Origin of the sequence: Mesorhizobium sp. M1334 (assembly GCF_040317995.1) — a bacterium.
Taxonomy (GTDB): domain Bacteria; phylum Pseudomonadota; class Alphaproteobacteria; order Rhizobiales; family Rhizobiaceae; genus Mesorhizobium.
The window spans coordinates 52,702-64,882 of record NZ_JAMYLM010000021.1 but is presented as its reverse complement, the minus strand read 5'-3'; the positions used below and the strand labels follow the sequence as shown (position 1 = coordinate 64,882).

Below are 12,181 nucleotides of genomic sequence, written 5' to 3'. Positions count from 1 at the left end.
GGGGCAGCCGTTCCGGCCGCGTGACGGCAACCGCATTAAGCCGGTTGATCGACGCCCGCAGTGATCGACCTGGTCCTCTGACCGCTGGTTGAAGGCGACAGCGTGCTTGCATTCAACTCAAGGCGTGGCCCGCCAATCCATAGACCCAAGGCCCATTGTCTTCCCGGTTCAGAAAGCGGCGCCCCTTGGACATGGTCGTAACGGTCTCGGCAATGCCGAGGCCGCACTGCTGGAGAAACGCGGCAAACACGCCATCCTTCTCGCGGGTGTCGACGCGGGCAAATCGTCCTGCCAGTCCCTTCAGATGCACGGCTGTAAGATGAACCGCGTCGAGATCGTTTCCCGCGACCATCGGGCCGATCACGTGACCACGCCCGAACTCGCGACACATGGAATAGCCGACGATCTCGCTGCCGCGGCTCAAAGTGCAGATTGAGGCATCGGCCGCGAGCAACGTGAGCAGCCTCTCGCGGTTTGTCCCAAAGGCGCGGGTGTCCAGCGCCGTGATCTCCTTTAGCCTGTCGCTCGACAGCGCCTGCAATTGACCGTCCAGGGACGGCACTGTTGGGAGGATCGGTGGGACTTCCCCCTGGCGCATGTATACAGTCGCCTCGGTCGTGAAACCGAGTGAGACATAAAGAGGATAGGCAGCATGGGTAGCATTGAGTGCCAAGTTGCGATCGCCGCACTGCTCGAGGACTAGGTCCATGAGCCATCGGCCGCCTCCTTGCGCTTGCGTGCGGGGCGTTGTGATCACTACGCCGATGGTGGCGAAATCGTCCCCGTGAGGAAACCACATCGCGCTGCCGAAAACGCGCCCAATACCGTCAACGGCAACGATGCCCTGGCCGGCGCGACGCAGTAGGTTCCAATCCTTCGGCCGATGAGGCCAGCGGACTGAGATCGACAGCGCGTGCAGCAGCTCAACGTCGACATCATTGATGTCCCGCGCGACCAGTTCGAAGGATTTCAGGCGTACTGATCTCTGCATCTCAGTCGATCCTTCAACAAATGCGCAAGGCACGCGGTGTGACGTTGTGATCGATCGCCATGTCGCGACATGCCTCTTTTGCCGTAGCATTATACGGGAAAGCCAGCAGGTTTCGCTGGTTCGAGGTGCTTTTTCGCAATCTTCGGCCAAAGCATGACGCAATTCGGCAGCGAACTCTGCTGCCTGCGGATACGCTGGTTGCACCCGGTGATAATGTGCGATTAGAGCGGACCGCCATGAACGTGGAAGAAATCCTCGCGACGCTGATTGGATTTCCCTCTGTTGTGGGCACGCCAAACCGCGCGATCGTCGATTGGATGCGCGACTACTGTCAGGCAGCCGGAGCCGAGGTGACGGTTCTGCCCGGTCCCGAGGGCGACCGATCCAACCTCTTCGTGACGATCGGCCCGCGCCAGGGTCGGGGCTACATCATCTCCGGACATATGGATGTCGTGCCGGCCGGCGAGCCGGAATGGAGCTCGGATCCGTTCGTCCTGCGCGGAGAGGGCGGCAGGCTATACGGCCGCGGCACCACCGACATGAAGGGCTTCCTCGCCTGCACATTGGCGGCGCTCCCAGGACTTGCGGCGATGAACCTGCGGCAGCCAATTCATCTCGCATTCTCCTATGACGAAGAGGCGGGGTGCCGTGGTGTGCCGCATCTCCTGGCCGCGTTGCCGAGCTTATGCGAGAGGCCGCTTGGCGCGATTGTCGGCGAGCCGAGCCGGATGCAGCCTGTGCGCGCGCACAAGGGGAAGGCCGCCGCGCGGCTCGAGGTGACCGGGCGATCCGGCCATTCCTCACGCCCCGATCTCGGACTCAACGCTGTGCACGCCATGGTCGGCGTCATCGCGAACGCCGTAGCCTACGGCCAATCCCTCGCCGACGGGCCGCTCGATGAAAATTTCGAGCCCCCATATTCTTCCTTGCAGGTGGGCGTCATCGCCGGTGGACAGGCGGTCAACATCATCCCTGGCCACTGCACAGCCGATATCGAGGTGCGCGCCGTGCCCGGCGTTTCTCCAGCCTCCCTGCTTGAGCCTGTCAAGACCCGGCTTTTCGCCCTGCGAGACAGCGGCTTCGATGTGGCGTGGCACGAGTTGAGTACCTATCCCGCCCTCGCGCCCGCGAACGGGAGCGCGCTAGCGGCCGTTCTGACCGAGCTGACGGGGCAGGAGCCGCTCACGGCCGTCAGCTTCGGCACGGAGGCCGGGCTTTACCAGCAGGCCGGCATCGACGCGATCATTTGCGGTCCTGGCGATATCGGCCGTGCCCATCGTCCCAATGAGTATATCGAGATCGGTGAACTCGCCGCTTGCCGGAAGATGATCGAGGGGCTTGGCGCGCGTCTTGCGGCCTGAAGGAAGGGCGGTCGCCATGGCGTTTCTTTTCAATTCCGATGCGGCGCGTGCTGCGGTCTTCCGCGAGATATTCGCGCGCGAGCTCCCGGATCTGGAATTCTTCCATTCCGGAGATGAGATGGAGCCGGAGAAGGTGCGGTATCTCATCACCTGGACGGCGCCGGACGAGATCTCGCGCTACCGCAATCTGGAAGTGCTGTTTTCCATCGGCGCGGGCGTCGACCAGTTCAAGCAGGACGTAGTGCCAAGCCATGTGAAGCTTGTGCGCATGGTCGAGAACGGCATCATACGCATGATGCAGGAATACGTTGCGCTCGGCGTGTTGGCGCTCCACCGCGAGATGCCCGCCTATCTTGAGCAGCAGAAAAAGTGCTTGTGGAAACCGATTGCCGCTCGACAGGCGGCCGAACGCCGGGTTGGCTTTCTCGGCCTTGGCATGCTGGCCCGCGCGGCTATCGAGCGCTTGAAGCCGTTCCAGTTTCAGCTTGCCGGGTGGAGCCGCAGCGAAAAGCGGATCGAGGACGTCGCCTGCTTTCACGGCACGGACCAACTCGCGGGCTTTCTGAAGCAAACGGATATTCTCGTCTGCCTGCTCCCGCTCACGGAACAAACGCACGGCATGCTCGATGCGGAGTTCTTCCACTTACTGCCCGCCGGGGCGCAGCTGCTGCATGTCGGCAGGGGTCCGCAACTGGACCAGACCGCGCTGATCGACGCGCTCGACACCGGTCACGTATCTGCGGCGATGCTTGATGTCACCGATCCAGAACCGCTCCCGGAAAACCATCCGCTGTGGTCGCATCCGAAGGTGATGATAACGCCGCACATCGCCTCGGTGACGCAACCGCATACGGCGGCACAATCCGTCGTCGACAACATTCGGCGCCACCGCGCCGGAGAAGAACTGATCGGCCTCGTCGATCGGACACTCGGCTACTAACAAGGAAACATCACATGTCACTTCTGATCACGATCGACACAGTTCCAGACTTCGCGCCGAAGGAGGCATTACCGGCTCCGGAGCGGCTCATTTCGGGCAATCCATCCTTCAAGACCTGGGCGCAGGATGCCTCGAAAGGTGAGAAGGTTCTGACCGGCGTCTGGGAGGCGACGCCCGGCGAGACGCATTCGATCAAGGGCACTATCTACGAGTTCTGCCATATCGTTTCGGGTCTCGTCGAAATCGAGGAGAAGGGCGGTGAGACCAAGACTTACCGCGCCGGCGACAGTTTCGTGATGAAACCCGGTTTCGTCGGCGTCTGGCGCACGATCGAGACCGTGCGCAAGATCTACGTCTGCGTTTATGACTGAGTTCAGTGGTCAAGGTCCGGCCGAATAGCGCGCGGCGGTTCCAGAACAATCGGCTTTCCAGGTTCCGCCTGACGCGATTCGACGCCGTCGGAGGCATCAACCTCGACGGAAAATGCGGCGGGCGGTCGACTACTGTTCCAGTGACGCCAGTGCGAATGAGGACCTCCATCCATGAAGACCTACAAGATAGCGCTGATCCCCGGCGACGGCATCGGCAAGGACGTGACGCAGGCGGCATGGCAGGTGCTGCAGGCGGCGGCTAAGCAGGGCGGTTTCGTGCTTGATGACACAAGATTCCCGTGGTCGTGCGCCTACTACCTGGAGACGGGTGCAATGATGCCGTCAGACGGCATCGATACACTCCGAAAATTCGATGCGATCTATCTCGGCGCTGTGGGCTGGTCCGCGGGAGTGCCCGACTCAGTATCGCTTCACGGACTGCTCCTGCCGATCCGGAAAGGCTTCACGCAGTACGCCAACATACGACCGCACCGGCTGTTGCCGGGCGTTCAGGGGCCCCTCCGCTCCGATGGTTTCGATATCCTGTGCATCCGCGAGAATACGGAAGGCGAATATTCCGGCGCCGGTGGGCGCGTTCATTCCGGCACGGCCGATGAGGTCGCGGTTGAGACTGCGATCTTCACGCGTGCGGGTGTCGAACGGATCATCCGTTTCGGTTTCGAACAGGCGCGGGCGCGTCGCAAGAAGCTCGCATCTGTCACCAAATCCAACGCGCAGAAACACTCCATGGTTTTCTGGGATGAGGTCACGCGCGAGGTGGCGAAAGACTATGCCGATGTGGAGGTCTCGCACTACCACATCGACGCCATTGCCGCCCGTATGGTCCTGGCGCCGGAAAGCCTCGACGTAATCGTCGCATCGAACCTTTTCGGCGACATCCTCACCGATATTGGAGCGGCCATTCAGGGAGGGCTGGGTTACGCCGCCTCCGCCAATATCAATCCCGATCGCAGCGTGCCTTCCATGTTTGAGCCGGTCCATGGTTCGGCGCCCGACATCGCGCATCTCGGCGTCGCCAATCCGATCGCCGCGATCTGGTCCGGTGCCATGATGCTCGAGCATCTGGGCGAGGGGCAGGCTGCGGCGGAAGTGATGTCGGCAATCGAGTCCGCAACCGCGCGGGGGATTGGCACGATCGCAGGCAAGGACAGGACTGAAACGATCATGCAGGCCGTGCTGGCAGGGTTAAGCTGAAAGGGCAGAGGAAAGACCATGAATGCGATGACGAAGATTGGCATGTTCAACGACTCCGACCTTTTTCGCCAGCAGGCGCTGATTGGCGGTGTCTGGCGGGATGCGGAAACGAAGGGCGTGGTCGATGTCGTTGACCCGGCCAGCCAAAGTGTTCTCGGCACCGTTCCCGCAATGGGGGAGAACGAGACGAGAGCGGCAATCGATGCCGCGGCCGAGGCCTTCAAAGGCTGGAAGAAAAGGACGCATGCCGAGCGTGCAGGATTTCTGGAACGCTGGCACGACCTCATCCGCCAGCACGAACAGGATCTCGCGCTCCTGCTGACGCTGGAACAGGGCAAGCCGCTTGCCGAGGCGTTAGCAGAAATCCGCTACGGCGCATCTTTTGTGAAATGGTTTGCGGAGGAGGCGCGCCGGATCGGTGGCTCGACCATTCCGTCACCCACGGCCGATCGCCGCATTCTGGTGCTGAAAGAACCCGTCGGTGTCTGCGCCATCATCACGCCGTGGAATTTCCCCAACGCGATGATCGCACGCAAAGTAGCACCGGCGCTGGCCGCAGGTTGTACGGTTGTCATCAAGCCGTCGGAATTTACGCCATTCTCGGCGCTGGCGCTCGGCGTTCTGGCGGAACGGGCAGGTATCCCTGCAGGCGTGATCAACATTGTGACCGGCATGCCCGTCGAAATCGGCAACGAACTGATGGCCAATCAGACGGTGCGCAAGATTTCGTTCACCGGTTCGACCCGCGTCGGTGCGCTGCTCATGCGTGGCGCTTCCGATAGCATCAAGCGGCTGAGCCTGGAGCTTGGCGGCAACGCACCCTTTATCGTCTTTGATGACGCCGATCTGGATAAGGCAGTTGAAGGGGTGATCGCATCCAAGTTCCGCAATGGCGGTCAAACCTGCGTCTGCGCGAACCGGATTCTTGTGCAGGAAGGCGTTTACGACGCTTTCGCCGAAAAGCTGAGCCGGCTCGTCACGCGGATGAAGGTTGGCGCAGGGACCGATGAGGGCACTGAGATCGGCCCGATGATCAACGCAGCCGCGATCGACAAGATCGAGCGTCACATCGCCGATGCTCAGGCGAAAGGTGCGCAGATCATCGCCCAAAGCGAGACTATGCCGGAGGGTAAGCAATATGCACGGCCCGTCGTGCTGGGAGAAGCTACTGCGGGGATGCTCCTGGCATCGGAAGAGACGTTCGGTCCAGTGGCGCCGCTTTTTCGCTTCGAGACGGAGGAAGAGGCCATCGCCATTGCGAACGGTACGCCGTTCGGCCTTGCCGCCTACTTCTACACCGACAACCTCAAGCGCTCATGGCGTGTTGCCGAGGCGCTGGAGTTCGGTATGGTCGGGCTCAACACAGGCATGATCTCTACCGAGGTTGCGCCTTTCGGCGGAGTCAAGCAGTCAGGAGTGGGGCGCGAAGGATCGCAGCTCGGCATCGAGGAATATCTCGAGGTCAAGGCGCTTCATGTTGGCGGGCTTAACTAGTTATCTTGCACGCAGGTGGAAACACTTGCAGCTCTAAAGCGTTGGAACCACAAGAAAGGGGCGGTGAAAACCGCCCCTTTCTCTATCGCGACCAATGACTATTAACGTTCTGGGAGCGCCTCAGTCTGGTGCGACTGCGCCAGCAAACAAAGTTCAGGCGAATTCCCGAACAGGCTCCAGCCCGACGGCGCCGGCCAGACCGCCGATATCCTTGATTTCGGTATATTCGTAGAAGGGGTTCGCAGGTTCATGGCCGCGGTTCACCCAGACCTTGCTCTTGATGCCAAGATCATAAGCCGTCATGAGATCGTAGCGGAATGAAGACGACACATGTGTGATGTCCTCCGGGCCGCAGCCTAGCTTCTCGAGCATATATTCGAAGCCCTTCATCTGGGGCTTGTAGGCGCCGGTCTCCTCAGCCGTGATGACCATGTGAAAGGGTGCGCCGAGCTTTTCCACATTCGACAGGATCAGGCTCTTCATGGAGTTCGACAGGATCACCAGCGGAATCTCCTTGGCGACCTTGGCCAGGCCCGCCGGTACATCCGGGTGCGGACCCCACGTCGGCACTTCCGCATAGATGCGCTGGGCATCTTCGGGCCGGAATGCGACGCCGCTGCGCTTGCAGGTCCGTTCCACGGAATTGTGCACGACCTCGCCGTACGGCTTCCAGGCGCCAAGAACCTCGTCGAGGCGATAGGCCGAGAAATCCTTGATGAACTGCGCCATCCCAGCCGGGGAGAGCTGCGCGCCGAAAACGCGTCTCGCCGCACCGGCCATGTCGAAGTTGGTCAGCGTACCATAGCAGTCGAAGGTGATGTATTTCGGTCTGAACTGGGTCATAGGCGTCGATCCTTCCAATCCTGTCGGCACCGCGTGCCTTTAACAGCAAGGATCATAATGAGGACCGCAGAAGACTAGTCGCCGCATTCGATGCGCCCTGAAGCAGATTGTTTTGTATTGCGTGAGAGCTTTGGCAGAGAGTTGCGCCTGAGTTCGTTTCGAGCTTCGGCGGGAGCGCGATCCTTCAGCCGTGCGTCGGCATAAGATGCGGCGCCGGCGACAAAGGAAACTCAAAACGCCCATCGCTCAGGTTCTGGTCGGGAGGAACTGCTGCCCGCGGCGGGCTATCTTCGGCCTAGGCGAATTCAGGCCCGAAATGAACCGTGACCGCGCAGCAGATCACGCTGGAAAACGAGCTGAAGGACGAAACCGCACCACACCGGACTTACGCTCTCGTAAGGCAGGCACTACGCTGAATCGGAGGAAGCAAATGCTGGCAAACTCACTGATCGAACTCGATCGCGCACATCTGGTTCACCCGTTTTCATGCTATCGGAGCCACGAGGAGACGGGCGTGCGGGTGCTCAAATCCGCCAAAGGCGCAACCGTGACCGATGCAAGCGGGAAAACCCTGCTGGACGGATTCGCCGGTCTATGGTGTGTAAATATCGGATATGGCCAGGAAAGCGTCATTGAAGCAGCGGCAAAGCAGCTAAGAGAGCTTCCCTATGCGACGGGATATTTCGGGCTCGGATCCGAGCCTGCCATTCGCCTTGCTGCCAGGCTTGCCGAGCTGGCGCCCGGCGATTTGAACCATGTCTATTTCACGCTTGGCGGCTCCGACGCGGTCGACAGTACGATCCGCTTCATTCGCTATTACTACCATGCCAAGGGTACGCCGCAAAAGGACCAGTTCATCTCGGTGGAGCAGGGCTACCATGGATCCTCGACGGCAGGGTCAGGTCTGACCGCGATCCCGGCTTTTCACGCGGGTTTCGGCGTGCCTTACGACTGGCAGCACAAGATTCCCTCGCACTACGCCTATCGCAATCCGGTCGGTTCCGATCCGCAGGCGATCATCGGCGCATCGGTCGCGGCCCTGCGGGCCAAAATTGCAGAACTCGGCGCGGGCCGCGTTGCGGCCTTCTACGCCGAACCAATCCAGGGTTCGGGCGGTGTCCTCGTTCCACCGACAGGTTGGCTGAAGGCTCTGCACGCCGTGTGCAAGGAACACGACATCCTGTTCATTGCCGACGAAGTTATCACTGCCTTTGGCCGCACAGGCCCTCTCTTCGCCTGTGAGGAAGACGAGGTCGTGCCGGATTTCATGACCACGGCGAAGGGACTGACCTCGGGCTACGTGCCGATGGGCGCCGTCTTCATGTCGGACCATGTGTACAATACGATCGCGGACGGAGCCGGCAAGGCGGCTGTCGGCCATGGCTATACTTATTCGGCCCATCCCGTGAGCGCGGCCGTCGGGCTCGAATGCCTGCGTCTCTATGAAGATGGCCTGCTCGAGAATGGGCGGAAGGTGGGGAAGCGGTTGATGGAAGGCCTTCGCTCGCTCGCCGACCACCCGCTGGTTGGCGACATTCGCGGTCGCGGCATGCTGGCAGCAATCGAGTTGGTCACCGACAAGGCACGCAAGACACCGCTGCCGGCGGCGGCCGATCCGGGGCGCCGCATCTTCGAGCGCGCGTGGGCAAACGGCCTTGTCGTCCGTGCCTTCAACAGCGGCATCCTCGGCTTTGCGCCGCCGCTCTGCTGCACCGAGGACGATATTGATCGAATCGTCGAACGCACGCGGATGACGCTGGACCAAACCCTCGAAGATAAGGATGTGCGGGCAGCGATGAAGCCATGATCAGCGGGCGCATTGCATTGACCAGGGCTAAACTCATGCCGCCCGGGTCTCTCGCATGTGTCCCGGCCTAAGTATCAGCCCAGACGCTTCTTTCTCCGTTGTACGAACGCTTGGCTCGCCGTCACCGAGGCTTCACGTCCGCCACTTGCCAAACCTGGTCAGCGGCGCACCCACTGATCGACTTTTGCCCCTGTCACCCATCGCGCAGCAAAGATGATGGTCGGGCGATTTGTCTCCACGAATCGTCGACCTCGCATCGGCCACGCTGAAGCTCAGCGAGGTCGGTCGTGACTCGTTGCACGGCTCTTCGGCCTGGAGCCCGCCATTGAGACAATTCCCGCCCGCTCAAGGGCCGCCAAGGAGCGGGATACGTTCGGCTGCGGACGCGCCGCCAACCTGCACAGCTCCGTGATGCTTTGCGGTCGATACCGATGGATCAGCGCCACCAGCCGACAATTCTCAGGGGTCAACGCCCGCAGAATCTCTTCCGGCGCACACGACTGAGCCATTGGTTCAGGGACCACCAGATGCCCGGCCTCCTGAACCGTCGCCGCCGCCATCACTGTCGTGCGTGTTTTCCTAAGTAAGAGGTTTCCAAGTAAACAATGGCCTCGAGGAAAGACGGAAATGCCTCTTTTACCCTGTCGAGGCTTTCCTGGACCTTGTCGGTTTTCAGGTCAAAACCGTACCGATGCCTCACCAGGTGACGGAATCCGTGTAACTCACTCAAGGACTGATAAAGCTCGGGGTCGAGCACAGCCGGCCGGATGCCTGCAATTTCCGCCGACATCTGATCGAGCACGTCCTGGTGCATCGTAGGCCCTTGGGGAACGAGGCCGTCTATGTCGTTGGAGAGGCTGAGCAGGATGTCCTCGATGCTGTTGTAGACATTGTGGACTCCCAGCGAACTGCTGCGATCGCGCCCCATTCGCCGAGTGACAGCTCACTCCGATTCGCCAGATATTCCTCGCTTGCTGCAGTTCCTTCGCAGCGCGGTCGATTTTTGGCGACAGTTTTGCGAACGCCGGATGCTTAAACGCTGCCATTAAGCAATTCCTGCACTCGTTCGGACGAAACGTCTGAGGCAAAGATCAGGTCATAAGGAATGTTCGTTCCCCGAAGCTGGTCTGCGACCAAGCGCTCTACCATGGCCCGGCGCGCCGGATCAGTGCGTCCGTGCACCAGCAGATCTACGTCAGAGTGGACGCGGAAACGGTTTTTCGCGAGGGATCCGACAACAGAGATATCGACGCCGCGGGCTTTGGCGTTCCGGAGAATACGCGATACACAGGCTTGCGCAGTCATCCGGCGATCGTCAGCTCTTCGGTGGATCAAAGTGTCAATCTTGTTCATCTTTTCGCCTGTTGCCTTTGCTCCAACTGTGACCCGAGGCGAGATTGTCGCAACTCCGCAAGCTGTGCGCGCTACCTGCCTATACATCATTCATATTCAGGCCATTTGACGACAGGCGAGTGGCAATGACGGCCTCACCCGAAACGTGGACATCGTCATTCGACAAATGCCGCGCGCAACAAGATGGAGCTTGGCACGAGCGCCCGCCGCTTGAGGACGGAGCCGGAGCTGCCTTCTCATTTGTCGAAAATGATGTCGAGAGGCAAATGGGATTTCACGATCGGTGACTTCAGCACGACGAAGCTGAAATATTTGTCGATTCCGATATCCAATTCGATCATGCGCTCCATAATCGTCTGGTACTCGCTGATGCCTGCTGTGACAAACTTCACAAGATAGTCGTAACCGCCTGACACCAGATGGCATTCGATGACAGAATCGACTTTCTGAATAGCGGTGAGAAATCTCGCGAAGTCGTTCTGTTGATGGTGCTTGAGCGTGACTTCGGTGAAGATCGTTAGAGTCTGTCCGAGCTTGGACACATCGATCTGGGCGGAATAGCCGGTGATGAAGCCTTCCGCCTGAAGCTTCTTCACCCGCATCAGGCAAGGGCTCGGCGAAAGGTTGACGAGGTCGGCAAGCTCGACATTCGTGACTCGCCCGTTCTTTTGCAGTTGGGATAAGATCTTGATGTCGATCTTGTCGAGCTTCATTGGAAACCTGTCACATGTTCGAACCGCGGATCGCTCGGCAGACGGCGTCCGTCACTCCCTGCGTGGTCGCTGTCCCTCCCACGTCCGGCGTCAGCACGCCTTCACTCGTCACCGTTTCCACAGCGCTCATCAACCGCACGGCCGCTGCGCTCTCGCCCAGATGTTCGAGCATCTGGGCAGCGGTCCAGAAGGTGGCGACCGGGTTGGCAAGACCCTTGCCGGCGATGTCGAATGCCGAGCCGTGAATTGGCTCGAACATCGAGGGATAGCGCCGCTCGGGATCAATGTTGGCGGTCGGTGCAACGCCGAGACTGCCCGCGAGCGCGCCTGCAAGGTCCGACAATATGTCGGCGTGAAGATTGGTGGCGACGATCGTATCGAGGCTCCGAGGTTTCAACGTCATACGCACTGTCATAGCATCGACTAGCATCTTGTCCCACGCGACGTCAGGGAACTCTTGCGCCACCTCCGCTGCGATTTCGTCCCGCATTACCATGCCGTGACGCTGAGCGTTGGATTTCGTAACCACGGTCAGGAGCTTTCGCGGCCGTGACTGCGCCAGCCGGAATGCATAGCGGATGATGCGGGTGACGCCGACGCGCGTGAAGATCGCGACCTCGGTTCCGACCTCCTCGGGGAAGCCGCGATGGGCGCGGCCGCCGTGGCCCGAATACTCGCCCTCGGAATTCTCCCGCACGATCACCCAATCCAGATCGCCAGGGCCAACACCCGCCAGCGGAGAAACGATCCCGGGCAATATTCTTGTCGGCCGCACGTTCGCGTATTGATCAAAGCCTTGGCAAATCGGCAGCCGGAGGCCCCAGAGCGTGATATCGTCGGGCAGGTCGGGAGCGCCTACCGCGCCAAAGAAGATGGCGTCGAAGCGCTTCAGTTGCGCCACGCCATCTTCGGGCATCATCCGACCATGGGCCTTGTAGTAGTCCGAGCCCCAGTCGAAGTGCTGGACGCGCAGCTTGAAGTCGCCGCAGCGCTGCTGCAGCGCCTCAAGCGCCTGGAGACCTGCGGCAATGACCTCTGGCCCGATCCCGTCGGCAGGAATGGCGGCAATCTCATATTCGCGCATCGTTACTTC

Annotated in this window: 13 protein-coding genes; 6 read left to right on the top strand and 7 right to left on the bottom strand. The window is 60.5% G+C overall.

The window, feature by feature from the left end; all coding sequences use genetic code 11:
* Positions 1–112: 112 nt before the first annotated feature.
* Positions 113–991, bottom strand: coding sequence for a GNAT family N-acetyltransferase (locus NKH17_RS26525; RefSeq protein ID WP_352808154.1), 879 nt, complete (start codon positions 989–991; stop codon positions 113–115).
* 236 nt (positions 992–1,227) lie between these two features.
* Between NKH17_RS26525 and argE the strand changes: the two genes are divergently transcribed.
* The 5 genes from argE (at position 1,228) to NKH17_RS26500 (ending at position 6,372) form a co-directional block, all read left to right on the top strand.
* Entirely contained in the window at positions 1,228–2,352 is a 1,125-nt protein-coding gene (gene argE / locus NKH17_RS26520; RefSeq protein ID WP_352808155.1) for an acetylornithine deacetylase, read from the top strand.
* Positions 2,353–2,368: 16 nt separating this feature from the next.
* Entirely contained in the window at positions 2,369–3,292 is a 924-nt protein-coding gene (locus tag NKH17_RS26515; RefSeq protein WP_352808156.1) for a 2-hydroxyacid dehydrogenase, read from the top strand.
* A 14-nt stretch (positions 3,293–3,306) separates the two neighbouring features.
* Positions 3,307–3,663: a cupin domain-containing protein gene (locus NKH17_RS26510; protein WP_023678793.1), complete on the top strand. Its 357-nt coding sequence runs from the start codon at positions 3,307–3,309 to the stop codon at positions 3,661–3,663.
* A 171-nt stretch (positions 3,664–3,834) separates the two neighbouring features.
* The gene (locus NKH17_RS26505; protein ID WP_352808157.1) at positions 3,835–4,878 is read left to right on the top strand and encodes a tartrate dehydrogenase; all 1,044 of its coding nucleotides are present in this window, start codon (positions 3,835–3,837) and stop codon (positions 4,876–4,878) included.
* A gap of 18 nt (positions 4,879–4,896) precedes the next feature.
* Positions 4,897–6,372 (top strand): NAD-dependent succinate-semialdehyde dehydrogenase, encoded by a 1,476-nt coding sequence (locus NKH17_RS26500; protein ID WP_352808158.1) that lies wholly within the window; start codon positions 4,897–4,899, stop codon positions 6,370–6,372.
* A 153-nt stretch (positions 6,373–6,525) separates the two neighbouring features.
* Here the strand turns inward: NKH17_RS26500 and NKH17_RS26495 are convergent, their stop codons facing one another.
* Positions 6,526–7,215: a haloacid dehalogenase type II gene (locus NKH17_RS26495; RefSeq protein WP_352808159.1), complete on the bottom strand. Its 690-nt coding sequence runs from the start codon at positions 7,213–7,215 to the stop codon at positions 6,526–6,528.
* A 430-nt stretch (positions 7,216–7,645) separates the two neighbouring features.
* Between NKH17_RS26495 and NKH17_RS26490 the strand changes: the two genes are divergently transcribed.
* Positions 7,646–9,022, top strand: a complete 1,377-nt coding sequence (locus NKH17_RS26490; protein ID WP_352808160.1) for an aspartate aminotransferase family protein — start codon at positions 7,646–7,648, stop codon at positions 9,020–9,022.
* A gap of 272 nt (positions 9,023–9,294) precedes the next feature.
* Here NKH17_RS26490 and NKH17_RS26485 read toward each other — a convergent pair whose 3' ends face one another.
* The 5 genes from NKH17_RS26485 to NKH17_RS26465 form a co-directional block, all read right to left on the bottom strand.
* A complete protein-coding gene (locus tag NKH17_RS26485) occupies positions 9,295–9,531 on the bottom strand; it encodes an HVO_A0114 family putative DNA-binding protein (protein ID WP_352972668.1) in 237 nt (78 codons plus the stop codon).
* A 50-nt stretch (positions 9,532–9,581) separates the two neighbouring features.
* A complete protein-coding gene (locus NKH17_RS26480; protein ID WP_352808162.1) occupies positions 9,582–9,950 on the bottom strand; it encodes a ribonuclease toxin HepT-like protein in 369 nt (122 codons plus the stop codon).
* Between the two features lie 104 nt (positions 9,951–10,054).
* Entirely contained in the window at positions 10,055–10,375 is a 321-nt protein-coding gene (locus NKH17_RS26475) for a nucleotidyltransferase domain-containing protein (protein ID WP_352507720.1), read from the bottom strand.
* Positions 10,376–10,611: 236 nt separating this feature from the next.
* Positions 10,612–11,088 (bottom strand): Lrp/AsnC family transcriptional regulator, encoded by a 477-nt coding sequence (locus NKH17_RS26470; protein ID WP_023718597.1) that lies wholly within the window; start codon positions 11,086–11,088, stop codon positions 10,612–10,614.
* A 10-nt stretch (positions 11,089–11,098) separates the two neighbouring features.
* Positions 11,099–12,172: a tartrate dehydrogenase gene (locus tag NKH17_RS26465; RefSeq protein WP_352808163.1), complete on the bottom strand. Its 1,074-nt coding sequence runs from the start codon at positions 12,170–12,172 to the stop codon at positions 11,099–11,101.
* Positions 12,173–12,181: the final 9 nt, after the last annotated feature.

Coding starts and splice junctions, on each gene's coding strand:
- NKH17_RS26510 (WP_023678793.1), top strand. CDS start 3,307: ATGTCACTTCTGATCACGATCGACACAGTTCCAGACTTCGCGCCGAAG.
- NKH17_RS26505 (WP_352808157.1), top strand. CDS start 3,835: ATGAAGACCTACAAGATAGCGCTGATCCCCGGCGACGGCATCGGCAAG.
- NKH17_RS26475 (WP_352507720.1), bottom strand. CDS start 10,375: ATGAACAAGATTGACACTTTGATCCACCGAAGAGCTGACGATCGCCGG.
- NKH17_RS26485 (WP_352972668.1), bottom strand. CDS start 9,531: ATGGCTCAGTCGTGTGCGCCGGAAGAGATTCTGCGGGCGTTGACCCCT.
- NKH17_RS26500 (WP_352808158.1), top strand. CDS start 4,897: ATGAATGCGATGACGAAGATTGGCATGTTCAACGACTCCGACCTTTTT.
- argE (WP_352808155.1), top strand. CDS start 1,228: ATGAACGTGGAAGAAATCCTCGCGACGCTGATTGGATTTCCCTCTGTT.
- NKH17_RS26495 (WP_352808159.1), bottom strand. CDS start 7,215: ATGACCCAGTTCAGACCGAAATACATCACCTTCGACTGCTATGGTACG.
- NKH17_RS26470 (WP_023718597.1), bottom strand. CDS start 11,088: ATGAAGCTCGACAAGATCGACATCAAGATCTTATCCCAACTGCAAAAG.
- NKH17_RS26515 (WP_352808156.1), top strand. CDS start 2,369: ATGGCGTTTCTTTTCAATTCCGATGCGGCGCGTGCTGCGGTCTTCCGC.
- NKH17_RS26525 (WP_352808154.1), bottom strand. CDS start 991: ATGCAGAGATCAGTACGCCTGAAATCCTTCGAACTGGTCGCGCGGGAC.
- NKH17_RS26465 (WP_352808163.1), bottom strand. CDS start 12,172: ATGCGCGAATATGAGATTGCCGCCATTCCTGCCGACGGGATCGGGCCA.
- NKH17_RS26490 (WP_352808160.1), top strand. CDS start 7,646: ATGCTGGCAAACTCACTGATCGAACTCGATCGCGCACATCTGGTTCAC.
- NKH17_RS26480 (WP_352808162.1), bottom strand. CDS start 9,950: ATGGGGCGCGATCGCAGCAGTTCGCTGGGAGTCCACAATGTCTACAAC.